Origin of the sequence: Longispora sp. NPDC051575, assembly GCF_040681875.1 — a bacterium.
Classification (GTDB): domain Bacteria; phylum Actinomycetota; class Actinomycetes; order Mycobacteriales; family Micromonosporaceae; genus Longispora.
Window position 1 is genome coordinate 17,387 of record NZ_JBFAZP010000019.1, and the last position, 23,366, is coordinate 40,752.

At 69.4% G+C, this 23,366-nt stretch carries 29 protein-coding genes and 1 pseudogene; 22 read left to right on the top strand and 8 right to left on the bottom strand.

What is annotated here, in order from left to right; all coding sequences use genetic code 11:
• The first annotated feature begins 268 nt into the window (after nt 1-268).
• On the top strand, nt 269-958 hold the full coding sequence (locus tag AB0M43_RS37115; protein ID WP_363731990.1) for an NUDIX hydrolase N-terminal domain-containing protein: 690 nt from the start codon (nt 269-271) through the stop codon (nt 956-958).
• A 230-nt stretch (nt 959-1,188) separates the two neighbouring features.
• Here AB0M43_RS37115 and AB0M43_RS37120 read toward each other — a convergent pair whose 3' ends face one another.
• From AB0M43_RS37120 to AB0M43_RS37135, 4 genes and pseudogenes are all read right to left on the bottom strand, one after another.
• The gene (locus AB0M43_RS37120) at nt 1,189-1,818 is read right to left on the bottom strand and encodes a hypothetical protein (RefSeq protein WP_363731992.1); all 630 of its coding nucleotides are present in this window, start codon (nt 1,816-1,818) and stop codon (nt 1,189-1,191) included.
• Nucleotides 1,815-2,375, bottom strand: a complete 561-nt coding sequence (locus AB0M43_RS37125) for a CYTH domain-containing protein (RefSeq protein ID WP_363731994.1) — start codon at nt 2,373-2,375, stop codon at nt 1,815-1,817. The genes AB0M43_RS37120 and AB0M43_RS37125 overlap by 4 nt, the downstream gene beginning before the upstream one ends.
• 9 nt (nt 2,376-2,384) lie before the next feature.
• Nucleotides 2,385-2,801, bottom strand: coding sequence for a hypothetical protein (locus tag AB0M43_RS37130; protein WP_363732085.1), 417 nt, complete (start codon nt 2,799-2,801; stop codon nt 2,385-2,387).
• Between the two features lie 68 nt (nt 2,802-2,869).
• Nucleotides 2,870-3,583: pseudogene (locus AB0M43_RS37135) on the bottom strand (radical SAM protein); the annotation flags it as partial.
• A gap of 424 nt (nt 3,584-4,007) precedes the next feature.
• On the opposite strand from AB0M43_RS37135, the gene AB0M43_RS37140 reads away from it, so the two are divergent.
• From AB0M43_RS37140 to AB0M43_RS37160, 5 genes are all read left to right on the top strand, one after another.
• Nucleotides 4,008-5,354 (top strand): helix-turn-helix transcriptional regulator, encoded by a 1,347-nt coding sequence (locus AB0M43_RS37140; RefSeq protein WP_363731996.1) that lies wholly within the window; start codon nt 4,008-4,010, stop codon nt 5,352-5,354.
• A gap of 18 nt (nt 5,355-5,372) precedes the next feature.
• On the top strand, nt 5,373-6,056 hold the full coding sequence (locus AB0M43_RS37145; protein WP_363731998.1) for a 2'-5' RNA ligase family protein: 684 nt from the start codon (nt 5,373-5,375) through the stop codon (nt 6,054-6,056).
• A gap of 329 nt (nt 6,057-6,385) precedes the next feature.
• A complete protein-coding gene (locus AB0M43_RS37150; protein WP_363732001.1) occupies nt 6,386-7,546 on the top strand; it encodes a radical SAM protein in 1,161 nt (386 codons plus the stop codon).
• The gene (gene tmk / locus AB0M43_RS37155) at nt 7,543-8,148 is read left to right on the top strand and encodes a dTMP kinase (protein ID WP_363732002.1); all 606 of its coding nucleotides are present in this window, start codon (nt 7,543-7,545) and stop codon (nt 8,146-8,148) included. Before AB0M43_RS37150 ends, tmk begins: the two co-directional genes overlap by 4 nt.
• Nucleotides 8,149-8,495: 347 nt before the next feature.
• Nucleotides 8,496-8,954 carry a hypothetical protein gene (locus tag AB0M43_RS37160; protein ID WP_363732005.1) on the top strand — a complete coding sequence of 153 codons (459 nt, stop codon included), beginning with the start codon at nt 8,496-8,498 and terminating at the stop codon, nt 8,952-8,954.
• Here AB0M43_RS37160 and AB0M43_RS37165 read toward each other — a convergent pair.
• From AB0M43_RS37165 to AB0M43_RS37175, 3 genes are all read right to left on the bottom strand, one after another.
• On the bottom strand, nt 8,951-9,505 hold the full coding sequence (locus AB0M43_RS37165) for a class IV adenylate cyclase (RefSeq protein ID WP_363732007.1): 555 nt from the start codon (nt 9,503-9,505) through the stop codon (nt 8,951-8,953). The two genes, AB0M43_RS37160 and AB0M43_RS37165, sit on opposite strands and share 4 nt — an antisense overlap.
• Nucleotides 9,506-9,595: 90 nt before the next feature.
• The gene (locus AB0M43_RS37170) at nt 9,596-10,498 is read right to left on the bottom strand and encodes a phosphotransferase (RefSeq protein WP_363732081.1); all 903 of its coding nucleotides are present in this window, start codon (nt 10,496-10,498) and stop codon (nt 9,596-9,598) included.
• The gene (locus AB0M43_RS37175; protein ID WP_363732008.1) at nt 10,498-11,754 is read right to left on the bottom strand and encodes a hypothetical protein; all 1,257 of its coding nucleotides are present in this window, start codon (nt 11,752-11,754) and stop codon (nt 10,498-10,500) included. Before AB0M43_RS37175 ends, AB0M43_RS37170 begins: the two co-directional genes overlap by 1 nt.
• Nucleotides 11,755-12,269: 515 nt before the next feature.
• Here AB0M43_RS37175 and AB0M43_RS37180 point away from each other — a divergent pair.
• From AB0M43_RS37180 to AB0M43_RS37220, 9 genes are all read left to right on the top strand, one after another.
• Nucleotides 12,270-13,037: a GPP34 family phosphoprotein gene (locus AB0M43_RS37180; protein WP_363732010.1), complete on the top strand. Its 768-nt coding sequence runs from the start codon at nt 12,270-12,272 to the stop codon at nt 13,035-13,037.
• A 43-nt stretch (nt 13,038-13,080) separates the two neighbouring features.
• Nucleotides 13,081-14,583: an APC family permease gene (locus tag AB0M43_RS37185; protein ID WP_363732013.1), complete on the top strand. Its 1,503-nt coding sequence runs from the start codon at nt 13,081-13,083 to the stop codon at nt 14,581-14,583.
• Between the two features lie 34 nt (nt 14,584-14,617).
• Entirely contained in the window at nt 14,618-15,244 is a 627-nt protein-coding gene (locus AB0M43_RS37190; RefSeq protein ID WP_363732015.1) for a GNAT family N-acetyltransferase, read from the top strand.
• Nucleotides 15,226-15,501 (top strand): hypothetical protein, encoded by a 276-nt coding sequence (locus tag AB0M43_RS37195; RefSeq protein ID WP_363732016.1) that lies wholly within the window; start codon nt 15,226-15,228, stop codon nt 15,499-15,501. Before AB0M43_RS37190 ends, AB0M43_RS37195 begins: the two co-directional genes overlap by 19 nt.
• A gap of 9 nt (nt 15,502-15,510) precedes the next feature.
• Complete coding sequence (locus AB0M43_RS37200) at nt 15,511-16,110, top strand: GGDEF domain-containing protein (RefSeq protein ID WP_363732018.1); 600 nt, start codon at nt 15,511-15,513, stop codon at nt 16,108-16,110.
• A 35-nt stretch (nt 16,111-16,145) separates the two neighbouring features.
• A complete protein-coding gene (locus AB0M43_RS37205; RefSeq protein WP_363732019.1) occupies nt 16,146-16,505 on the top strand; it encodes a hypothetical protein in 360 nt (119 codons plus the stop codon).
• Nucleotides 16,502-17,227: a hypothetical protein gene (locus AB0M43_RS37210; protein ID WP_363732021.1), complete on the top strand. Its 726-nt coding sequence runs from the start codon at nt 16,502-16,504 to the stop codon at nt 17,225-17,227. The genes AB0M43_RS37205 and AB0M43_RS37210 overlap by 4 nt, the downstream gene beginning before the upstream one ends.
• The gene (locus AB0M43_RS37215) at nt 17,224-17,568 is read left to right on the top strand and encodes a hypothetical protein (RefSeq protein WP_363732023.1); all 345 of its coding nucleotides are present in this window, start codon (nt 17,224-17,226) and stop codon (nt 17,566-17,568) included. The genes AB0M43_RS37210 and AB0M43_RS37215 overlap by 4 nt, the downstream gene beginning before the upstream one ends.
• A 62-nt stretch (nt 17,569-17,630) precedes the next feature.
• Nucleotides 17,631-18,224 carry a hypothetical protein gene (locus AB0M43_RS37220; RefSeq protein ID WP_363732024.1) on the top strand — a complete coding sequence of 198 codons (594 nt, stop codon included), beginning with the start codon at nt 17,631-17,633 and terminating at the stop codon, nt 18,222-18,224.
• A gap of 85 nt (nt 18,225-18,309) precedes the next feature.
• On the opposite strand, the gene AB0M43_RS37225 is transcribed toward AB0M43_RS37220, so the two are convergent.
• The gene (locus AB0M43_RS37225; RefSeq protein ID WP_363732026.1) at nt 18,310-18,540 is read right to left on the bottom strand and encodes a hypothetical protein; all 231 of its coding nucleotides are present in this window, start codon (nt 18,538-18,540) and stop codon (nt 18,310-18,312) included.
• A 75-nt stretch (nt 18,541-18,615) separates the two neighbouring features.
• Here AB0M43_RS37225 and AB0M43_RS37230 point away from each other — a divergent pair, with 75 nt between their 5' ends.
• The 7 genes from AB0M43_RS37230 (at nt 18,616) to AB0M43_RS37260 (ending at nt 22,874) form a co-directional block, all read left to right on the top strand.
• The gene (locus tag AB0M43_RS37230; RefSeq protein WP_363732028.1) at nt 18,616-18,978 is read left to right on the top strand and encodes a hypothetical protein; all 363 of its coding nucleotides are present in this window, start codon (nt 18,616-18,618) and stop codon (nt 18,976-18,978) included.
• Between the two features lie 4 nt (nt 18,979-18,982).
• Nucleotides 18,983-19,813 (top strand): Scr1 family TA system antitoxin-like transcriptional regulator, encoded by an 831-nt coding sequence (locus AB0M43_RS37235; protein ID WP_363732030.1) that lies wholly within the window; start codon nt 18,983-18,985, stop codon nt 19,811-19,813.
• A gap of 38 nt (nt 19,814-19,851) precedes the next feature.
• Nucleotides 19,852-20,478, top strand: a complete 627-nt coding sequence (locus tag AB0M43_RS37240; RefSeq protein ID WP_363732033.1) for a hypothetical protein — start codon at nt 19,852-19,854, stop codon at nt 20,476-20,478.
• On the top strand, nt 20,475-21,197 hold the full coding sequence (locus AB0M43_RS37245) for a hypothetical protein (RefSeq protein ID WP_363732036.1): 723 nt from the start codon (nt 20,475-20,477) through the stop codon (nt 21,195-21,197). Before AB0M43_RS37240 ends, AB0M43_RS37245 begins: the two co-directional genes overlap by 4 nt.
• Before the next feature lie 44 nt (nt 21,198-21,241).
• Nucleotides 21,242-21,367 carry a hypothetical protein gene (locus tag AB0M43_RS37250; RefSeq protein WP_363732039.1) on the top strand — a complete coding sequence of 42 codons (126 nt, stop codon included), beginning with the start codon at nt 21,242-21,244 and terminating at the stop codon, nt 21,365-21,367.
• A gap of 334 nt (nt 21,368-21,701) precedes the next feature.
• Complete coding sequence (locus tag AB0M43_RS37255; RefSeq protein WP_363732042.1) at nt 21,702-22,238, top strand: hypothetical protein; 537 nt, start codon at nt 21,702-21,704, stop codon at nt 22,236-22,238.
• 78 nt (nt 22,239-22,316) lie between these two features.
• The gene (locus tag AB0M43_RS37260; protein ID WP_363732044.1) at nt 22,317-22,874 is read left to right on the top strand and encodes a hypothetical protein; all 558 of its coding nucleotides are present in this window, start codon (nt 22,317-22,319) and stop codon (nt 22,872-22,874) included.
• Nucleotides 22,875-23,366: the final 492 nt, after the last annotated feature.

Below are 23,366 nucleotides of genomic sequence, written 5' to 3' on the forward strand. Positions count from 1 at the left end.
GTTGGCAACGCGACACGCCCGCCATGGCCGAACCTGGCTGTGGCTCAGCGCTCAGTTGGCCAGCGAATCAGCAGGCACGGCCTCAGCCGTGCCTGCTGCAGGGCGGGCATCGCCAGGACGGCTTCGCACCAGTTCGCGTGCCCGGGCTGGTGATCGGACCGAAGTGCTTCACCGCGAACTACATGGATGAGGGCGGTGTCTCGCCGAGCTACTGGAAGAGCCTACGCTCACCCCTTGACCGTTTCGACTCGATTCAAGGAGTTTGATCGTGAGCAGTCGTGCCGCTGACATGACCGTGACCACGATGGACGTCGAGCCCGCCCGCTGGCCGAGGTTCGCAGCCAGGCTGCATGCTCTGGCCCAGCAGAACCTGCTGTACGCCGACTCCGACTTCGCCCGCGAGCGCAACAACGAGGTCCTCGACATCGTCGCCGAGATGATCGCCGACGGTGCCGGGGCCCCGGTCGCTGAAGTCCGTCCGTTTCTGGGTGCGGAGTTGGGTTGGCCGACGCCGAAGGTCGTCGTGCGGGCCGTGATCTTCAACGACGCCGGCGAGTTGCTGCTGTGCCGGGAGTCCGACGGGTGCTGGTCGGTGCCAGGCGGCTACCAGGGTGTCGACGAGTCGATCGCCGCCGCGGTGGTGCGCGAGGTCGCCGAGGAGGTTGGCCTGACGGTGACCGCGACCCGGATCCTGGGCGTCTTTGACCGCTCGCGCCGCAGCGAGCACCAGCCGCCGTTCCCGTACGGGGTCAACATCGTCTTCGTTGGCTGCGACGTGACTTCCGGGGAGGCTGCGGCCTCGACGGGCGTCGGCTCGTACGGGGAGATCAAGGAGGTCGGCTGGTTCGCCCCATCTGACCTGCCGGCGGATCTGTCTGTCACGAGGGTCATCCGCGACGAACTGGAGGCGGTGTGCGCCGTGCACGCCGACCCGAGCGCTCCCGCCGTCTTCGACTAGCTGGGAAGTGCCCCGATGAGCCAGAGCGCCGCACGCCGCCCCCTGGACGCCGGCTGCCACCACCGGACCTGTGGTCGTCTTCGACCTGGTCGGCACCTCACCGACGCCGCGGTCGCGGCGACCAGAGCAGTCGTTCCACGGGCGGGGGACTCGGCGCGGGTTCTCACCGGCGGCTCCTGTGCCGATGGGCGACGCGGACGGCAAGGGGCACCGCGCCGTCCTGAGGCGGGCTAGCGGCTGGGGCCGATGGCAGTGAATGCCTCTGTGGCCACTCGGCTGGCTGGCTGGTCGGTGTCGAGATCTATCGCGGGGATGCGGGGATCTGCGGCGAGGTGCTGGATGGCTGCGGCATTGGAGCGGTGGGTATCGAGGCGGTCGTGGAAGGCTTCATGATCGTCATCGGCGCGGGTGGTCAGTGGGCCGCCGCATGACTGGCAGGTTGCCTCACCGGTCGCTGGCTTCGGGTAGCAAGTGGCGCAGAACATCCGTTGTGAGCGTCGTTGGTGAAGGATCGCGGTGGGTGCCCGCAGACGCAGGATCGTGAGTTCGCCTCGGGTGTGTTGGTGAAGGTCCGCGAGTTGGAAGGCATCCCAGGGTAGCCCTTCCAGGATCACGGGTTCGTCGAGGCGGGCGAGGGTGATCCGGAGCGCGAGGCCGAGCGCCGGGTCTAACACCCAGCCCCGGTTGTCGCGAGCGAACAGCGAACCTAGCCCTGGGTCTTGCTGAAGTGCGAACGCGATCGCGTCGCGAGGGCGAAGGACCGGGGAATGGAACTGGTTGTGGAGGTAGGTGGTGAGGGTGGTCTTGCCGGCAGCCGGCGGGCCGATGACGCAGGTCATCCGTGGGAGCCGGTTGGTCATGGGAAGGTGACCTCCTTGAGTTGGGTGAGGTCGATGCCGTATCGGGTGTAGATCTTGGTTGTGTTTTGGCTGGTGAGCTGGGACGGGTCATAGCCCAGTAGCGCGGCGACGCGGTGGACCTCATCGGGGCTGTCGGCTTCGATCTCCAGGTACGGCGGGATGAGCGGCCATTCGTCGATGTCGAGGTGCGCGCCGTCGAGCAGGAAGCTGGTGCGCCGGTTCTCCTGGTAGCCCTTCGGCGTGAACCCGAGCATCCCGAGCAGGGTGTTCGTGTCGGCGAAGGGGTCACCGAGCGTGGTTGCCGGGGACGTAACGGCGACCTCGACTTCCTGGACGCCGTCGATGCCGTCGTGGGCGATGTGCTTGGTGGCAAGGGTGGTCTCGGTCCCGTTGGAGCGCAGCCGGATCCACCGGCTGGTGTCGCCTTCGGCGATGTCGTAGACGTGGCGGCGCTGCAGGGTCGCCTCGGTGAGCTGCTGGCCGCCCTTGGACAGGATCAGCGCGGCCATGGTGGCGGGGTCGATGTCGAGGATCTTGGCCTCGTACTCGGCGGGCACGGACGTCTCCTAACGGGCGTGTTGGGCGGATAGCTGACGGTACTCGTCGGCGCGCAGCGCAAGCACCTCACGACACAGGTCGCCGGTGACGAACTCTTCCAGCGGCACGCACAGGTCCATGCGCTGGATGCACACTCCGACCTGGAAGACGCCGGTGGTGTCGAGGTAGAGCCGCACCCCGTAGAACCCCTCGTGGCAGTCGACGCCGTTGTTGTACGAGCACCCGACGCAGGTCGTGGGCAGCCGGGTGGGCCGCAGCTGCTTGACGATGATCTTCCGGCCGTTCGGCATCTGGTAGACGGTGCGGGCCGCAGACACTCCGGCGATGAGGTGCCGGGCGACGGGTACGGCGTCGAGGTCCTCGAGGATCGCCTCGATGGCCTTGATGGACTCCTGGCCGTGCTCGAGGGAGTTGAGGAGCCGCACCGACAGGGTCTGGGGAAGTCAGTGAGGAGTCGGTGGACGCGGTCGCAGTGGCTGCGGTCGATGACGACGATGTTGGCGCTCGCCGGCACCCCGTGACGGCCGGCAGCGGCGATGGTCTCTCGCAGCGCGGTGATCTTCCGGTCGGCGAGGGCGGCCTGGGCCAGGCGCGGGTGCTGCACCTGGGCGAGTTCGGCGGCGGTGGTGCCGAATACGCTGAGGTTGACGCGCGACAGGCCGGCTTCCGCGCAGGCGGCCATGACATGTGCTCCGCGCTCCCCGTTAGACGTCACGCCCACCCGCAGTCCGCGGTTCCGGGCGATGGCGATGAGTCCGGGGAGCTGAGGGTGCAGGGTGGGCTCACCGCCGGTGAGGTGTACCTCGGTCAGGTCGAGGGCTACGGCCAGGCGGTCCAGTGCCTGGGCGAACCGCTCGTCGGCGAAGATCGGGGCGGCCAGGAACCGGGCGCCATTGGTCTCGGCGTAGATCGACACCCGACCGGACCGACCCGCCGCCCGATACCCGCCAGGGACGGCGCGGTCGAGGTTGTCCTTGGTGACCGGGGTGCCCTCGTTGTGGCAGAAGCGGCACGCCATCCCGCAACTGTCGATGATCTTCACCCGGAGGGTCTGGTCCGCCGAGACCATGACAGGCGGGACCTCTGTGCCCGGTGCGCGACGGCTCGCCGGGGGCCCGCTGGGGTGGTGAGTGGAGGTGCTGGGGTGCTGCTGGCTGTGCATGGGAACCTGCCTTTCGCGACCCGAGCGCAAGCGACGGCGGGTCATAGGCCGGGCGCGAGGCCGAGCTGTGGGGGTTGCGCGTGGGCATGCTGTCTGAACCGGCTGGATGGTGCGGAGCCGCTGGCCGGGCAGTCCTCGGCGATGCCGCAGCGGCGGATTTCCGAAGTTCGCCTAGTAGATCCGACAAGGGGATGTGTCGGACATGCGTTCGAATCACTTTTGACAATCCGCCGACAATTCGACGGCGCGTGCGGGACGCGCCCGTGGTCGGAGGGTTGCGGGAATGTCGGCGCGTGCGAGTGGCCCGGGAGCTGTGCGCGGCGATGTCAATGGATTGTCAAAACGTTCCGACAAGGCATGACAGCGTGTTGGTTGCGTGACACCCTGCGCTGCATCGACTCTGGTAGACATCTAACGTCGGGTGACGCAGCCCGTTGGCAGGCGTAGGACGAGCAGGACGGGGTAGCCGATGGCCGATCCGCAGGATGCACGCGACGCTCGCCAGGCTCTCGGGCGAAGCCTGTCAGCGCTTCGGCAGGCGAGCGGCCACACCCAGACGACACTGGCCGGGATCGTCCACTACGGCCGATCCACCATCGCCAACGTGGAGACCGGTCGCCAGAACGTCCCTCGTACCTTCTGGCTCAACTGTGACGACGAGCTTCGCGCCGGCGGAGCGCTGGTCGAGGAATACGACCAGCTGCAGGACCTTCTCAACGCCGCCCAGCGCCGAGCCGCACTGGGCGCCGCGAACGTGACCGTGTCCGCCATGGACAGCGTCGTGTCGAGCGGCTCCGCGTCACAGCTGCTCGGACACGGAACCAAGCATGCGCTGGGCCTTGAGTCGATCACTGAGATCGCGGCCAGACTGCTGTCGGTCAAGCCCTACCCTGCCGAGGCGGTTTTGGCAGTGCTGGAACTCGGCATCGCTGATGTCGTCGGGCGGTACGAGCGGGAAGGGCCCACCGGTCTGGTGCACGAACTCGTCGTGCTCCGGCGCCTTCTGGACGATCTCTATCGGGATGAGCCCCCTGCGCGCCTACGTCATCGGCTGCTGCGCGCTGCGGGGCAAGCCTGCGGGCTGTTGGCGTACGTGGCGGTGAACCTGGGGCGGCCAGCGAACGCCGATGCCTACGCCGTCGAAGGCTTCGCCCTCGCCCACATAGCATCCGACACCGATCTGATGGCCTGGGTCCGGGGGACGCAGAGCTTCAACGCCTACTACCAGGGGCGTTTCGACTTGGCGCTCGCGTTCGCACGCGACGGACTGGCCCACGCACTCGACGGGCCGCAAGCGATACGCCTCAAGGTCAACGGTGAGGCGCGGGCGCTGGCAAGTATCGGTGGCCGTGCACGGGAGGCGCTGGCCGCCGTCGACGCCGCCTACAGCTACGGCGAGCGGCATGAGGCACCGGTGGGGATTAGTCCCTGTATCTCGTTGGGCATCTACGGTTGGGGCCGCATCGTCGCCAACGCCATCACCGTCAACCAGGTGCTCGGGCGTCCACAGCAGGTGATCACGCTGATCGGAAAGATCGGCGAGACCGTCCAGGCATCGGACTCGGATTGGAGCAGATCCCTCGTCGGCCTCGACCACGCCACGGCGCTACTGCAGAAGCCGTTCTGCGACGTCGAGCAAGCAATGGCTGTCGCGACACTGGCGACGGTATCCGCCACCGACAACCCGATCACGTCGGTCATCCAACGAGCGCATGCTTTGGTGGCCGCCGCCGCGCCCTGGTCGCAGTACAGCGCAGTGGCAGAGTTCCGTGAAAGGATGCAGGGCCTGACACACTCCCGGGCTGCTGGGAGGTAGCCCCGGAGACGATTAGCCATGACCTTCCCGCCCCGGGCGCCGCAGTCCCTCACCGACCGGGACGACATCGTCGCCAACGACTGGGCTGCTTACTCCGCGCTTCGTGACCTTGTCGACCACTGGGCACGCCCCGCATGGCCTGATGGCGCCTCGGCCTACTACTGGCTTCTCGACCTCGGCGATCAACTATCTCTTCGCCAGTACGCGCACAAACTGCAAGAAGGGCTGCACGACGACCCGGACCTCTCCCTCGTCCCGCTGGACCTCCTACATATGACGATGCTGAGAGTCGGTGAGGTTGATGCCGTCCGTGTGAGGGAGTTGGCGGCTCTGGCTGCGAACGCGGACTCCCGGCTCGCTGGAACCGGGGCGATTCGCCTCGTGGCAGTACCGCTCGCAGGCTCGCCGGGCGCGATCCGCTTCTCCGTCACCCCTTGGGACCGGCTACTCGACGTCGTCGAGCGGCTGGGTTCGGCAGCCGAGGCCGTTCTCGGGCAAACGGCAGTTAGCCAACTTCGCCCTCACATCAGCATCGCCTACAACGGCAGGCCGCGAGCCGCCCAGCCTCTCATCGAAACCATCCATGCCCTTCGCGACCCCGGAGCCTCGATCGAGCTGACCGTCACGCGGGTGCGCCTGGTGAGGCTGTGTCGGCTAGGTAGGCAGTACTCGTGGACCACCAAGCACACCATAGGTTTGTAGGGCGTAACCGAGACTGCCAGTCGGATGGTGCTGCTGCCGTCGACCACGGCCCCGAGCATTCGATGACCTCCGGATTGATCATCTGAACGAGAGGATCCTCCGGGCGATCGGGGGAAGATATCGGTCCTGCGCACCTCACTGATGGTCACCCGGAAGATGCGCGAGGGCCGCCGCAGGCTCGTCCTCCGGACTGCTCGCGAACCCGCCCCTCGTTGTCAACGGATTGTCGGAGCTTGCTGCCAGGGCTATCCGACACGGCGTGTGCTGACTTTAACTCGGCCCTGTAACCGAAATACAACCCCGCATCGCCTGCCCCGAAGGAGCCCGCGGTGATCGTCAGCGCGCCCGCAAGTACCACCTCGTCGAGTGTCGACCGGCCGCCGGCGAACACGGGGGCGAAGCGGTTGATCGTGGAGTCATCGGCTAGCAGCTGCTATTTCCGCACCTCCGTCGGCGGTGACGGCCGTAAGGCCCTGGTCCAGATCACCGAAAGGTGCGACCTCCATTGCGCGCATTGCTTCGTCTCGTCTACGGCCGTCGGTCAGGATATGTCCCTCGAGCAGTTCCGGGACGTGGTGCTTCCCCGACTGGTCGCCTCTCGGGTCGAGCGGGTCACCCTAACCGGCGGTGAGCCGACGATCCACCCCGAGTTTCTCGCGATCTGTGAGTCTGTGGTGGTTGCGGGGCTGCCGTTGGCGGTGTGTACCAACGGTGCGGCCGTCACAGCGGAGATGATCGCCACGCTGGCCGGGCTGGGTGATGTGCACGTCAACATCAGCTTTGACGGATTTCGGACCGATACCCACGGCAAGTTCCGAGGCAATCGGGCGTCGTTCGACCGCACCGTGGCCACTGCCCGCATGTGTGCGGACGCGGGCATCCTGCAAGGGCTGCTGTCGACTCCGAACCTACTGACGGAGCCGGGCGAGTTCGCGGAGTTGTGCGACTTCGCCCTCGAACTCGGCGCGAAGTACGTGCTGATGAACCCGCTGTCGAGCTTCGGGCGGGGCGTTAAGTCCAAGGGAAGGCTGGCCGCGCCGGCGGACATGATGCGTGCTATCCGGGCGGCGACCGACCGGTTTGCCGATCAGCTAGACCGGGTGCTGATCCGTTTCCCGAACGAAGGGCTTCCGTTGGGAGGCTGCGACGCCGGAAAGTTGGTCTATGTTTTCACCGACGGTGAGATGGCGGTGTGCCCGTACCTGGCGTTCGCCGCCCGCACCCCGATTTCCCAGCACGCCGACAGAGAGTTCATGGTTGGCAACATCCTCGCTGGAGACGTCGCCGGCGCGCTCGACGGCTACGACTTCCACGCCCGCTACCCGAGCGGAACGAACCCCACCTGCGGTTCGTGCGCGATCCACTCCTCCTGCGGGAAGGGGTGCCCCGCGGCGGTGGTGGCCAACGGCGGTCGGATCGGCGAGGTCGACGCCGAGCAGTGCCCGACCGTGGACGGCAGAAAGTTGCTTCCGCTGGCCGTGGCGTCGTGATCGGCCCGCTGTTCATCGCCATCGAGGGACCCAATGGCGTCGGCAAGACCACCGTCGCCGGCCTGCTCGCCGACGCCCTAGCCGCACGCACCGGCCGGCGGGCGCACCTGACCAGCGAACCGACCCGCTCCGAGCTCGGCCAGCTCGTGCGCCGCACCGAAGCGACCCTGCAAGGCCGGGCGCTGGCATTGGCGCTGGCGGCCGACCGCGCCGAGCACGTCGACGGCGAGATCCTGGAAATGCTCAACGCCGGACTGCACGTGATCACCGACCGGTACGTGCCGTCGTCGCTCGTGCTACAACGCGTCGATGGCCTGGACCTCGACGAGATCTGGTCCTACAACAAGTACTTCCTGCCGACCATCACCTTCTACCTGATCGACGACCCCGACGTGATCACCGGCCGGCTGGGCAGGCGGGCGTCGCTGTCGCGGCTGGAGATGACCGGCGGCTCGGCGAAGGAGTTGCGCTTCTACGCCGAGGCAAGGGAGTTCCTGGTTGCGGAAGACTGGAGACAGCACGAGGTCGACTGCCAGGGCCGCACGCCCCAAGAAGTCACCGAGACTATCCTGAGCCTGCTGAAACTGACCGATTCACATTAAAAGGCCGGGTGCGCGGTGCTGTCGATCCTGACGATCAACATCCAAGCCGCCGCCCTAGACCGCGCCGGTGCGCTCCTGAAGTGGCTCGCCGGACGAGTCGAGGACGTGTTCGTGCTGACCGAGACCAGTAATGGCCCTGGCACCGCCCTGCTGCTCGACGCCTACCGGGCCGCCGGCTGGAGGGTCCTACACACCCGCAGCCCTGACAGTGACCGAGGATGCGCAATCGCCACCCGCCTGCCTGCCCAGGCACGCCCGGAACTGGTCGCCGACCTCAGCCTCCCCTGCCGCGCCGTGGCCGTCGACGTCGCTGCCGAGGGGGCGTTGACTGTGCTCTGGGGGTCTACGTGCCGTCGAATGACCGCACGAAACTGGAACGCAAGAAGAACTTCGTCGCCACCCTGCTCGCCGCCGTCGAGCAAATCCCCACGGCGCAGCAGGCGCGGCTGGTGCTCGCCGGGGACATCAACTCCGTGCGCCGCGACCACCAGCCCGCGCACCGATTCCTGCCGTTCGAGTACGACTTCCACGACCGCCTCGAAGCGCTCGGTCTCACGGACCTGCACCGGTTGGTGAACCCGGGCGTCCAGGAGCACTCGTGGTTCGGACGCGGCGGAGCCGGCTACCAGTACGACTACCTCTACGCTGGCACCGCTCTCCACGACGCCGCCCGAACATGCGCCTACGACCAACAGCCCCGCCTGGACCGGCTCACCGACCACGCGGCGCTGTCCGCAGCCCTGGACCTGCCGATCCCGGCCAGCCAGATCGCACCACCGGCGAACCCCGCCGCGACCTTGTTCTAAACGGCGACGCGCCGCAGCAGAGAGTCGTACGTGTCGGTCACCCGCACCGCATCCACACCCAGCGACTCCGCCAGCTCGGCCAGCTCGGCTTGCACTGCCGCTCCGGGTCGGCCGGCGGCGACCATCACCTCCAGCTCGAGAAACGTCCCGAGCCCGTCAACGACGTCAACGCACAAAGCGACGCCGCGCCAGGCGCCGCCCTGGCGGGTCTTGGCGATCCGCACCGTCGGCGCCCACCCCATCAACAGCAGCGCCTGGTGCATCGCATCGCGGTCGAAGACGACCGTCTCCTGCTCCAGGCACGCCAGTTCGTTGTCCACGGGTTTCTTCACCGTGAACAGGTGTCCGTCCAGGCCGGTCTGGGTGCGCAGTCGCGCGAACGGCACCCCGATCTTGGACTGGTCGTAGTCCCAGCTCGCCGGCGCGTACGCCTGATCGTCCTGGCGAACTGCGGCGCGAAGGGAAACGCCGGCGCGCTTGAGTGCGCCCAGCAGCGCCTCGGTGTCGGTGACCTGGTATTTCACTTCGATTTCTTGCGAGTCGTCGTTCACGACCAGCAATCTACCGACGCCGGACCTCGTAGGTACGCGGTGCCGCGCGTTTGGCGTGTCAACGGATTGTCAATGACACTCAGGCCCCTGTCACAGCCTGCGCCAAGGCGTGCGGGTGTCCTGGTCACGGACCTGGATGATGCGACGGTGGACCTCGGCAGCCTCTGGCGAGCCCGGGGGTGACTTGCGGGCGTTGGTGGAGATCATGCGGAGTTCCCGCAGGTCGCGGTAGGTTTCGAAGCCGGTCCAGTTGCGGATGTCGAGCCCGTAGGCCGTGCTGAACCGCTCGGACTGCCCGCTCCCCGAGTAGAAACGTCGGCAGTGGACTTCGATGGTGACTAGATCCCACTCGGGAGGGCCGAGGCAGGCGGAATCCCAATCGATCAGCAGCGTCGTGCCGCTCGGGGTGGCAAGAGCGTTGGCGTGATGGGGGTCGGCGTGGATCAGACCCGTGGGCAGCGCGTGGTGGACGCCTGCGAGTCGGCGGGCCAGGTCGTCGCAGCGGGCTTCGAGGAACGTCCGGTCGGCGGGGGCGAGAATGCGGCTGGCGGCGAGGGAGTGGCGGATCGCGGCCACCGCAGCGAGCCTGGGTAGTCCCATCGGCGGGTGCAAGGTGTGCAATGTGCGTAGCGGGTGCCCGAGGTCTGCGGCCTGCACGGGTGGCAACCCATCCTGCGGGAGATAGGGCCATATCGTGACCAGGCACCCGCCGACGCGCTGCGGCTCTAGCATCGTGGGAGCAAGCGCTGGGAAGTCTTCGGCTGCCAGCCACCCCGCGAGTGCCAGCGTTGCCCGTTCCCGGTCGGCATTGGCCGCGGGCCGGCTGATCTTGACGATCAGGCCGCGAGCGGCCAGTAGCCATACCGCGTTCGTCTGGTGCCGCAGCAGCCGCGCGCCGGTGGAGTCGATGCCGGCGAGCTGACATGCCTGTTCGAGTACCAAGCGGGTGCCGGCCGCGGCGAACGTCGCCTCGGTCAGGACCGGGACGGCCATCACGCGCCCAACGCTATAGGCGTGGCGGCGGGCGTCGCCAGGAGTTCGGCCAGCTCCTGCGCGGCGGGGGTCGTTCTGGCCTGCGCGGGCAGCGCATTGAGGATGTCCGTGCCGCGAGTGGTGACGATCTTGGTGAAGTGCCCGCCCGGTACCTGCTCGATGGTGGCGCGGGTGTGCTCGATCGCGCTCGAAGGGTCGTGGGTGGCGAGCCCGGAGGCCTCGTCGAAGCGGATCAAGGTCGGGTCGAGTGTGAACACGCCCGACTCGGCGTGTAGCCGCCGCACCTCCGACTGCGCCGCTGCGGCCTGTGCCTGGTCTCCGAGGTAGGTCCATGCCCCCGACAGGTACAGCGCTAGACGCTGCGCGGGGAACGCGAACGCGTCACTGTCGTCGGCGTCGGGGAGCTGCTCGAACCACGTGACCGCGCGTGCGATGGCTTCGTGTGCGGCCTCGCGATGTCCGAGCCTGGCCTCGGCGCGGGCCTCGGCCGCCGCCGCCAGGCATACGGCGGGGGAGATGTGGCCCTGCCCGACCTGCTGGGCGTCGACGGCGAGGGCGACGGTGCGCCGTAGGTCGCCGTAGTAGTAGGGCAGCATCGCAGCCTGGGCGCGCGCCTGAGCGGCCAGCCACGGAAGCCCGGCGTCGTCGGCGGCTGTGCGGGCCGTGCGAAACCACCCGACGGCCGGGTGGGTGGCGCCGAGCTTCATCAAGCAGTCTGCGGTCAAGATCGCCAGCTGCGCCGCGCACGCCGACAGCCCCCTGCGAACCAACGCGGTCTGCCCCTGCTGGGTGGCCTCCAAGACAGCCCCGAGTTCCGGCATCAGCATCCCCAACATCGCCTCCGGGGCACTGACGATGTGCGTGCGTCGCAGATGCTCGACCGCCTCCTCGAACAGCCCGAGGCGACTGGCCGACACCGTGCCCGCCGTTAGCACGCCGTCAGCCTCCCGCCGTAGCCGCTCGGCGAGACCCTGCCAGTCGTCGGGCCTCCGGCCGGCGCGCGCCGGCGCAGCCGCCGACCCGAGCAACTCCTCGGCCGACGCCCCGAACACCGCCTTCAACACCCTGCACACCACAGGTCGGGGCAGGGTCTTCACGCCGCTGGCGAGCCAACGGTCAAGCGTGCGGGTTGAGACCGCGAACTGCTGCTCGCCGACGTGCGCGGCATGTCGCTCCAAGAGGTCTACGACCTCGTCGCGGCCGAGATCGCGTTCCTGCATGAGCTGACCCAGCAGCGTCACCGGCTCCTTTCGCATGCCCACCGCCTCCTGTCAGCGCACCTGCACCCTTGCTACCCGCCGAACCATAAACCTCGCAACCCGATCAAGGCACCAACTTCCAGTTATGGGCACCAATGGCGCGCAGGTGACGCGAATTGGCGAATCTGTGACATGTCGATGACAGCCGTGGTGCCTCCAAAGTGAGGTGTGTCAGCCCGGCCGTGACCTGGGGTGCAGCGTGAGTCCTCCCCGGGCAAAGCGCGGCACTGCACGGTCGGGCCGACGCCGATCGGACCGTTGAGGCCTTGTCAACGGATTGTCACCGCCCGCGTGTGCGCCTGTCCGACACATCAGGCACAGCCGTTAGGTGGGACATCGACGCAGGCAAACCGCCTGCGCCGGCGTCGAGCTTCGGATGGAGGACTACTCGTGCGCACCCCAGCTTCAGCCCGGACGGCGACCGGCACGCGGGCTCGCCCGCGCCACCGGCCGCTTGTGCGGGGCGCGGACTCCCCGAGGCGCGCCCTGTGGCACATATGGGGGTGGCGACGATGAAGGCACTGCGGCTCGAACAGGTTTCCCGGCCGGGGCGCGCGCCGGGTCCCTACGCGCGTGGGCACGGCGAAGTAACGGGTCGGCATCACCGCTCCTCGTCGGACTGGCAGTGGCCGGGGACAGACCCGATTTTGACAGGCAGCCTCGGATCGAGGCTGGTCGAGGATCTGTACCTGATCGCCCACCATCCTGACTCCGGTCGAGCGCAGCTCAACAACGTGGCATTGGGCGTCGGTGTGGTGGCGGCGTTGCTCGTCGCGGAGGTGGACTGCGGGCGGGCGGTGTTGCGCGCCGGGCTGGTGCAGTCGACGAACAACGGTCAGGCGCACGGTCCGGCCGGACGGTTCGCGGACGCACTGCGTTGGTCGGCTCCAGCGGAACCGCAGGTGTGGCTGCGAGCGCTGGCCGGTGAGGCGGCCGGCTGGGTACGCGACGACCTGATCGAACAGGGAGTCCTTGCCCGGCCCGAGCCGTCCTGGCGTTGCTGGTGGCCCGCTGTGCAGTCGGTGGATCCGACCGAGGCTGAGCGGCGTTCGGTGTTGGCCCGAAACCGCCTTCGCCCGGGCGCCGAGACTGCCGCGTCAGATGTGGTGCTGGCGGGTCTGGTCCAGGCGATTGGTCTGCACCGCTGGTGGCTGCGCGACTACCCCGACCTGCACGGCCCGCTGCGTGCCCTGGTGCGCGGCCTGCCGCCTGAATTGTTTGACCTGCTCGGTCTGGTCGAGCACGCGGTCTCCTCCAGGGCCCTGGCCCCCCGAGCTTGACCCTATCCCTTGCTTGCCTCGCCTCACTCTCCTTGGAGTTGCCGTGTCTTCCCCGCCCGTGCACGCCCAACGTCTTCTGGGCAGCAACCGTGCTTCCTCGACGCTGCGCTCCGGTCAGCTCGGTACCGCGACGCTGGTGTGGATCATGCTCAGTGCCGCCGCGACGCTGACCGTCACCGCCGGGGTGATTCCCACCGGCTTCGCGTCCACGGGTCTGGTGGCGCTGCCGTTGGCGTTCCTCGCGGTCGGGGTGGTTCTGGCGGTGTTCCTGCCGGGCTATCTGGCGATGGCCCGGCATCTGCCGTCGGCTGGTGGGATGTACACGTTCGTGGCCGCCGGTCTGGGGCGGGTGCCTGGTGTGGGTGCGGCGTGGTTGGCGGTCGTCTTCTACATGGCGGTGCAGACCGCCGCCTACGGGCTGATCGGCGCGGCCGTGGTCCCATTGCTCGATGGCTGGTGGGGTGTCTCGCCGCCGTGGTGGACGGCGGCGCTGGCGTGCTGGGCGGTCGTCGGGCTGTTGGGGGTGCGCAGGATCAGCCTGTCGGGGCGTGTCCTGGCGGTGCTCTGTGCCGCAGAGTTGGCGGTTGTCGCGGTGACGGCCTCGTCGAACGTGGCCACGGCCGCCACCGACAACCACCCGATGCTCCAGCCGTGGGCGGGGCTGGATCCGGCCCGGATGCTGGTGCCGGCTCTCGGCGCCGCGCTCGTGGTGATCGTCCTGGCGTTCGCGGGTTTTGAACACGGGGTGGTCTACGCCGAGGAGGCCCGGCCGGGCGCGGTTGCCCGCGCGACCTGCATCACCTTGCTGGTTCTGACGGTGCTGTATGCGGGCGCCTCGTGTGCGATGCTCCTACCGGCCGGGCCGGTGGCGTTCATGGACCGGGCGGGTGAGCTCGGCCCGGATCTGGTCGCCACCGTAGCCGGTGAGCAGCTGGGTTCGGGGATGGCCATGGCGGTGCGGGTGCTGTTCGTGTCGAGCCTGCTGGCCGCGATGATGGCCTTCCACCAGACGTCCAGCCGCTACCTGTTCTCCCTCGGCCGTGAGCACGTCGCCCCTGCCCGGCTGGGCCGCCTCGGGCCCCGCTCCGGCGCCCCGGTGGCCGCGTCGCTGGTACAGACGGCCGTGATCGGCGCGGTCATCCTCACCTACGCCGCGGGCGGCTGGGATCCGGTTACCCGCCTGTTCTACATCGCGGGCACGGCCGGCGGGTTCGGGGTGCTGGTGCTGCTGGCCGGTACGTCGGCGGCGGTGATCGGCTACTTCACCCAACGCGACGACCGACCCGGAGTATGGGCCCGACTCATCGCCCCTGGCCTTTCCGGTCTCGGACTCGTGGCGATGGTGTGCCTGGCCGTGGCGAACTTCGCCGCAGTCCTCGGCGTCCCCGGAGACTCGCCGCTGGGGTGGGCCGTCCCGACCGCGCTGGCCCTGCTGGTCGCGGGGGGCTGCGGGTGGGGCCTGACCCTGCGCCTGACCGCGCCGCACGTCTACCGCCGCATCGGCCACGGCGTACGCGCTGGCCTGGACACCACAGCCCTCGACTAGCCCAGTCCCATCTCTTCCTGAGGAGAACCCCGCCATGGCCACAGATCTGATCATCACCCGTGCGACCTTCGCAGACATCAAACCCGCGACCAGGCTGATCGCGACCGCGTTCGAACCGTTGGACGTGTGCCGCTGGCTCGTGCCCACCGACAGCGACCGTCTCGACGTTCTGGAGCGGTACTTCACCATCTTCACCGAGCACGCCGTCGCGCACGGCAACCTCCACCTGGCCGGTGACGGGCAGGGCGCGGCCGTGTGGCTCCCGCACCGCGGAGCCAAGGGCCGCACCGCGCCCGAGGTCGTCGACTACGACCTGCACCTCGCCGCCGCCGTCGGCGAGCACCTGGACCGGTTCGCGGTACTTGAACAGCACTTCGACGCCCGCCACCCCGACGGCGACCGCACCCCGCACGACCACCTCGCCCTCCTCGCCGTGCACCCCGACCACCAGGGCCAGGGGATCGGCGGCGCCCTGCTCGACCATCACCACGCAGAACTCGACAGCGAACACCTGGGCGCCTACCTGGAAGCCGCGTCGAAAGACAGCCGCCGCCTGTACGAGGAACACGGCTACGAAGACCTCGGCACGCCGATCACCCTGGCGGGCGGCGAGCGGCTGTGGTCGATGCTGCGCCCGGCCGGATGGCGGGCAGCGCGGTGACGAGCTCTAACGCCACGGCGCTGGTGGATCCGGATCTGGCCCGGGCCGCCGATCACCTCGCCGCACGCCACACCCCGAGCGCGGCGGATCCGGCCCGGTGTTCGGCGCTTGGCTGCGCGGAGGCCTTCCCATGCCTGGTGGCCCGCTTTGCCGCCCGGGCGGCGGTGGCTGCGCGCGCGAGTCGCCGCGAGGCGTGGACGGCCCGGCTCGACGCGGTCACCGCCGGGATCCAGCTCACGCTGCCGGCCCGGGTTTGAGGTTGCGTGGTGTGCGGAGCCCTGGTGTGGATCGCGGCCGGGGGCTGGGCTGGCGTGCTCGGGCTCGGCGGACTACTCCTGCGCACCCGCGCCGCGTTGGGACGGGAGCGGTGGGCCGCGTCGCGTGACCCTTTGACCGGGTTGTTGGGTCTTCGAGGTTGGCGGCGAGGCCTGAGCGTCGCGCGCCGCCATCCGGCTCCCCGGCTCCTGGTGAACGTCGACGTGGACCGGTTCAAGGAGGTCAACGACGGGTGGGGGCATGAGGTCGGGGACCGGGTGTTGTGCGAGATCGCCGATGTCATCGCCCAGATCTGCGGGCCGGGCGCGGTCGTGGCCCGGCCCGGCGGGGATGAGTTCGTCGCCCTGCTCGCGGCTCCGACGTCAGCGGAAGCGGTGGCAGAACTCGTCGACCAGCTCCGGAACGCGCTGGTAATCCGCCGCCGATGGCTTCCCGGGCACACCGTCACCGCCTCGGTCGGCGCGACCGTCCTGCACGGTGGCGCGGACCTGGACGCGGCGGTGATCGCCGCCGACCGGGCCATGTTCGAGGACAAGAACCAGCGCCGCCGACCCGTGCAACACCCGCAGTGGGTTCGTGCGGCCGTATGAGCACAACAGATCGAGATCATAAGGAGGTGGGTGCGGTGGGCCGACATGCCAGTGCGTGGGACCTGGACGTCACCGGCGTCGATCGCCAGACGGGGCGTGGCCGGATCGTCGGGGTGACCCTGCGCCACGCCGACGGCACCGACACTGCCGACTGGCTGCCCGTGGGCGCAACGATGCTGGTCCCGGACGGCGCCGGATGGACTGCCGACTTGTCCGGAATCGCAGGCGAGTTCCCGCTCTGCGGAACGCTGTGGTCTGGTCGGTCGGCAGCCCGTGGTCTGGTGACCGAGGACCGTGCCGAGGTCACCTTCACCGCAGGGATCACCTACCTGCTCGACTACGACGGGCAGACCTGCTCCCTGACCGCCGTCTCGCAGCCTGGAGTCGCGGCGTGATCGGGCAGCCCACCAACGTCACCGTCGACCGCACGCTCACCGGAGCCGTCCCGGGCAGGGGACTTGTCACCATCACCGACCCCGAGCACGGCACCGCCGGTGGGCGGATTCTGCGGGTGCGGGCGGACGGGTCACACGTGCGGTGGACACCAGCAGCCGACGGCCACACGGCGGCCCTGCTCGCCGTCTGCGCACCGTCGGGCGTGCTCGCGATGGTCATTGCCCCGTCGCCGGCCCAACCGGGAGGCGCGGGACCGCAGGTCGCGATCGCCCTAGCCGTGTCAGAGGCGCTGACCGGATGGCGGAAGGCATGGCTGGGCCTGGGCCGTTCGACGGCGAACATGAGCCCCGCGCCCCTGGACTGGGAACCCCCGAAGGAATGGCTCTGCGTTCCGCACCTGGTCACCGTCACCACCGGCGACCAGGACGCGCACGACCGGGTCGTGTGGGAACTCGTCACCCGGGAGCTGGCTGTCCACGGCCACGGCCTGCCGGTGCCCTCTGACCGGATACGCGCCGACATCCACGCCAGGCTGGCGGACCTGCTCCTGCTGCGTACCCGCGCCCGGCAGCACGCACTGCCCCACACGGCCGCGGGCCGGCTGGTCGGCGACCTGTGCCTGGACGGGCCGTTGGGCATCCAGACCATCTACGCCCACGCCGCCGACCTCCTCGCCGCACTTCGCCGCGACACCACGCTGTGCGACAGGGACTGCCGATGACCGTCCTCGACCAGCCCCTGCACCCAGCACCGTTACGCCTGACGATCGCCGCCGACCGCACCCGCGCCGGACTGGACGGCCTGCGCCTGGAACAGCTCTCCACAGACCGGATCTACACCTCATGGCTGGACCCGGACGACGCCCCGATCCTCGCCCACGAGAACCGGCACTGGACGGTCGCCGCCCTGTCCTGGGCGCAAGGGGAGGCCTTCCTCCTCACCCGCGACGGCGAACCCATCCACGCACTACCCACCACCGGCGCCGACGTCGAGGTCGATCCCGCCCGCCCTTACCAGTTGCGCTGGGAGCACGGCTGGTGGCTGTTCGGGGTGAAGCCATGACCAGGATCAACAGGCGTCCAGCGCGGCGGGACCGGTGTGGCTGTGCGAGGGTCAGTCTGCTGTTGACCCGCGCCCAGCTCCTGCACGCCTGGGCCGCCGACCAGCTCGCAGCCCTCGCGCCGTCCCCGCAGGTCGATAACCTGCTCGCGGAAGCCCGTGCAAACCTCGCCGCCGTCAACGCCACAGACCAGGCGGTGACACGAGCCTGCCGCCGGTCGCGGGCCGTGCTCCCCGCCGGGGTGTGCGCCATCACGGCCGTGGGATGCGCGGCGGCGGCCGGAACGCTGCCCGGCACCGCCCGAACCGCGACGCTGTGGCTGCTCGCCGCCGTGATCTTCGCCGGCCTGTACGCGGTGAGGCTCCTGCCCTGGGCGATCGGCCTCATCAACGCGGCCCGACGACACGACCAGGTGGTCGCCACCGTCACCGACCGGCTCGCCGCCCACGCAGAGGCGATCGACACCGGCATGCTCGGCGACGGCAGCACGATCACGGCGGTCCTAGACATCACCGACATGGCGCACCAGGCCCACACGCTCGCCACCGAAGCCATGGCCACCACCGGACCAGGGGCAATCTGCCGCGCAGCGGGCTCGCACCCGGTGGCGGTTGAGCCAACCGCCGCCGGGAGCGGCGCGGGCGGGGTGATGAGATGAACGTGTACGTCGCCCACGAATACGGCCCCGACACCGGCCGCCTGATCAGCACCGACCCGCGCGGCTGCGGGGTGATCGAGGCCGTTCACCCCGGCACCGGCGACGGCCACACGCTGGTCGGGTCCAGCCCCGGGCAGGCCGACCTGTGGTGGACCCCGGAGACCACCAGCCGCCGCGCGGTCGCCCGGGCGATGCTCAGCCAGGGCTCGCAGCGCACCGACGTGACCTTGTCCTCCGTCATCGCCCCTGCGGCCGGGCCCGGCGCGGCGGTGAGTTCTGCGGCGTTGTCCCTGGCCGCCGTCACCGCCCTGGACATCACCATCAGCCGGGCGCGCGCCGGCGCCGGGACGGCACGGTCATCGTGTGCCCGGACCGGCCGATCGTGCAGCACGTGCCGGGCTGGACATGGGTACCGCACCTCGCCACCCTCCACACCGCCGACGACGCGATTGACCTGGCGGTGTGGGAGATCGTCTCCGACACAGCCCTCGCCGGAGCCCACGGCGGGCACCTGCCTGACCTGGCCATCCGCCGCAGCAAAGGCGAGCACGCCGACGGCCTGCTGCGGATGCGCGCCTGGGCCCGCCGTGGTGACCTGCCCGCAGGGTCGTTGGAGTCCGCGGCCGGCGAACTGGCCCGGGCAAACGGCTGCGACCGGCCGCTGGACATCCACACCGTCTACCGGCACACCCGCCAGTTCCTGCCCGTGCTGGCCGCACTCACCAACGCCCACGCCGGAGCCCACAGTGCCTAAGCCCATGCCCGCCCGATCACAGACGCCGGCGCGCCTGGGGGAGACGGGCCGCCTGCTACGCCACGCGCGCAAGCTCGCCAAACTCACCCAGGCGGAACTGGCGGCGCTGCTTCGCTGCTCGGTGTCGAAGATCCTCCGAATCGAAAGCGGCCAGCACGGGGTGTCCTGGGCCACCGCGCAGGCGATCCTCACCGCCTGCGCGGCCAGCGCCAACCTCCGGGCACAGGTGGAGACCGCCCTCGAACCCGCCGACGGCGGCGACCCGTGGGCGCCGTACCCGCTGGAGCTGACCGGAACACTGCGGCGGATCATCACCGTCCAGGAGACCGCGGCCCGGCTCAGAGTCTGGTCCATCCCACCCCCGGAGATCCTAGCCGCCGGGACCATCGCCGCCGGCTGGACCAGCGACCCCGACCCCGACACCGCCGCCCGCCGCGCCGACCTGCTGCGCCTGCGCCAACACCGGCTATGGGCCGACGCGCACCGCACCATCGACGCGATCGTCTGCGAAAGCACCGTGCACGCGGCCCTCGCGTGCGCCGAGCAGATGCGCCACCTCGCAGACCTGCAACGCCACCACCGGCTGACACTGCGGGTCGTGCCGTACGGGGTCGGCGCTCACCGGGGGATGAGGGGCGGACTGATGCTGGCCGACCTCGACCCGACCGGACGTGTCGCACACCTCCTCGACGCGCGCGGCGGGGTCCTCGTCGACGACCGCGCCAGCCTCGACTACGCCGAAGCGGTGTGGCGCGATGTGACCCGACACGCCTTGCCCCCGCACCACGTGCACCCCGCATGGCCCACCCCAACCGGGACGCCTGCCCGGCAATGAACTCGACACCCGCCCCGCGCTCACCCGAAGGAACGCCCGTGACCACCCCCGAACCACCCGCGGCCACCACCAGCACGGTCCCCAGAGTCCAGCCACCCGGCGACCACGACCCCGCCGCACCGGTCGACGCGGACGCTCAGATCCGCCGCCTGCGACGACCAGACCGCAGGATCCTCGACGCGGTCGCAGTCGTGGTCGCGACTGCGGCTGTGCTGCTGGTGGCTGGCGGGTCCGTGGGGGCGCGGTGGTACGCGCGCACCTCCAGTGAGAACACCGCACGTCAGCAGCTGCTCGACCTCGGTGTGCATCTATCCGAACCGCCGACCGTGATCACCCGCCCGACCGGACGCGGGAACCTGACCACCGACGACCAGCAGCCCGGGAAAGCGGTCCTGCGCTACTCGGTGCGCTACCTCGACGGCGCGCAGGCTGACCGCGCGCATTATGTCGTGGCCCGCGCCGCTGAAGACGCCGGCTGGAAGTTCACCACCACGGGCTGCCCCGGGCACGACTCCTGCTACCGCAAGGGCCCCAACACCCTGACGGTGCGGTCATCGGAATGGGAGTGCGCCACCGGCCCGTGCACCGTTCGGTTGTCCATCACCGCCCCGCGCCCGTCACTGTGGCCCCTGGCCGACCTTCCCGCCTCGGACGCAGCGGCATGACGACGCCCACCAATCCGACACCGACCGCTGATGCGTCCGCTCCCGTGTCCGCATCCAGGCGGTCACCTATCCGACGGACAGAGCCAGGCGACCTTCTGCAGCGGTTCTGGTTGACAGCCAACGCACCCGAGCTGGACAAGCACCGAACGCTGATCGTCCTGGACACGGCCCCAGTCCTGTGTGAAACCCTGGCCCGCCATCACCGCGACCAGCCGCGCCGCGCCGACGCGACCCGCGCCGCCGTCCGGCTGACCGCCATCACCACTGACGTGGCGCACCTGCGCGCCATGCTGCGCATACGGAGGGCTGGGCTGTGGTGGCTGGCCGCCGTCGCGACTCTCATTTTCGCCTGGGTCAACGTCGTCGCGTACTTCGCCTTCGCCGTGACCTTGTCCATGGCGTGGAATGTGAGCTGGGGCTGGTGGTTCCTCGCCCGCTGGCGGCGCGCCAAACTGCGCCTCATCACCGCCTCCCTGGCCGTCGACGATCCTGTATCCGACGCGGTCGACGCGCTCACGGCGGTGACCGACGGACTCGATGACAAGTTGGGTCCGCCCTGTCGTCTGATCGCGGCCCTGACCGCCAGGCGGAGGCCATGCTGGCCGAAGCCGTGGGGAAGGCCAACGCCGCCGTGGTGGGACACCCTGCCCGCCACCCTCGGCAGCATCTTGCAACCCCTGACCACGTCCGGCACCGACCGCACGCGCGGGCAGCGGTGAATTCCCTGGCGGCCCGCTTCCTCGCTTACCTACTGCCACGGACCATGAGCGGCGGCCTCGGCAACGACCAGATCAACGTCCATGACGGCACCGGCGGCGACACCGCCAATGGCGGCTTCGGAACCAACACCTGCACCGTCGACGCAGGCGACACCACCACCAGCTGCTGACCCCGGCGGGGCGGACTGGACCCTTCCGCCCGGCCCGGCCCCGTTCGGCATCCCTCCCCACACGCACCACCCGTCGAAGTGAGGCCCCATGCCCATCACACCGCCCGCCGCCGCGACCCCGCCCGGCTCCGCGTCGACGTACTGCAATCTCGATCTGCATCTGCATGAGTGAACTCCACTCGATACCGTGAGTGGCATTGTGATCACGGTCGGCAGCCGGTTCTACTGGTGGCGGTCGAAATATCAGCCGCAGCGCCGCCTGCTGAACCCACCACTACCGTCATCGTCGCGGCCGGCCAGACCCCGGTGTGGTTGGCCGGAAACGGAGCACCCCATGCGTACCCGACCCGTCCTGGCCACGTTTCTCAGCGCCGCCGTCTTCGCCGCCGCCAACCTGGTGGGCGCGGCACCGGCCACCGCGGGAACCCTCGACCTCACCTGTCTCGGCAGCTCCAGCGCCACCTACTCCACGGCTCTGACCGCGACGTCGCAGACCGTGGCAACCTCGCGCGTTTTCGATTACCAGCCGTGTGTCTCGACCAACGCTCCGGCGGTCATCTCCGGCGGGCTCAGCTTCGGCTACACCGCCCCCGGCTTCTCCTGCATGAACCTGCTCGGCAGCGGCCCCGTCACGAAGACGATCACCTGGAACACCGGCCAGACCTCGACCATCACAGGCCAGCGCGTCTCCAGCATCGTCGGGGCCACCAGCATCACCGTCATCACCGGCGAGATCACCGCCGGACTGTTCACCGGAGACACCGTCGTCGAGACGGAAACCGGTGCTGCGGCGCCCATCCTGACCTGCAACCTCGGTCTGGGCACGGTCTCCGCGCTCACCTACACCCTGCTGCTGGAGATCACCTCGTGACACCCCCCACCAGCGCCTGACCAGAGCCCAGGCCCGCCCGCTACCGCGTAGCCGGGTCAGTCCGCCCCCCTGTCAGAGATGAGGCATCATGCCCACCCCGTCCCCCGGCTACGGCGCGTTCTCGCCACCGTCCTCGGCTGTGCCATGGCCGCGGCCACGACCCTGTTCATGGCCGGCCCGGCCCACGCGGCCTCGTCGACCACCTGCACCGGCACCAGCAACGTGACCTACAGCCCCGGCCTGACCCTCACCCCGCAGACCATCGCCGTCAGCGAAACCGACACCCTCACCTCCTGCACCTCCACCGACACCACCCTCACCGCCGGCTACATGGGGCCCTACGCCTTCAGCGTCCCGAACGCCGGCTGCAACTACCTCCCCGGCGTCGGCAACGACGGCGTCCGGATCCACTGGAACAACGGCCAGACCTCCGACGTGCCCCTGACCATCGTCCTCACCGCCACCGGCGGCATCGTCCAGGAAACCGGGACCGGAACGGTCGCCGCGGGCGAGTTCACCGGCGCCACCGTCGTCATCACCTGGATCTACCCCGTCGTCAACCCGCTGCAATGCCTCCTCCCCGGCGGCGTGACCGCCCACAACGGGACCATCGTCGCCCAGATCACCGGCCTGTAACCGGACCGCCGGCGCACGCAACCCGCTGCCGCCGGTGGCGGCCCGGCTCCAGCCGGGACCGCCACCGGCGGCGTGAAACCGTGAGATCTGGCGGCTCAGATCAGTCCGAAGTGCCTGCCGCCACCGGCGAAGGCGACCCGGACCGCGCCGAAGGTCACTGACAAACTCCGCGCGAGCACTAACGTCAACTCTGCGCTCAACAGGCACTGCGGATTTCGTGTCGGCACCACTGCGGGTTTCATGTCGTTCAGCTCAAACCAAGATCAAAAGCTAATCGTTGTTTCTACGCTGGAAGCTATGGGCGGGCCTGCCGCTGTGGACCGCACTCGCCGACGCGAACAACTCCGCGGTGCCTCTGGTCTCCATCGCCGGCCGGGGCAAAAGAGATGGCCGGCAAGTTGGGTGGATGTCGTCGGGGTCGCGGAGCTGTACATGGGCTCCACCGCCGAGGCCGTCGACCCGCGAGAGACCCGCCAAACCATCACCCTGCAC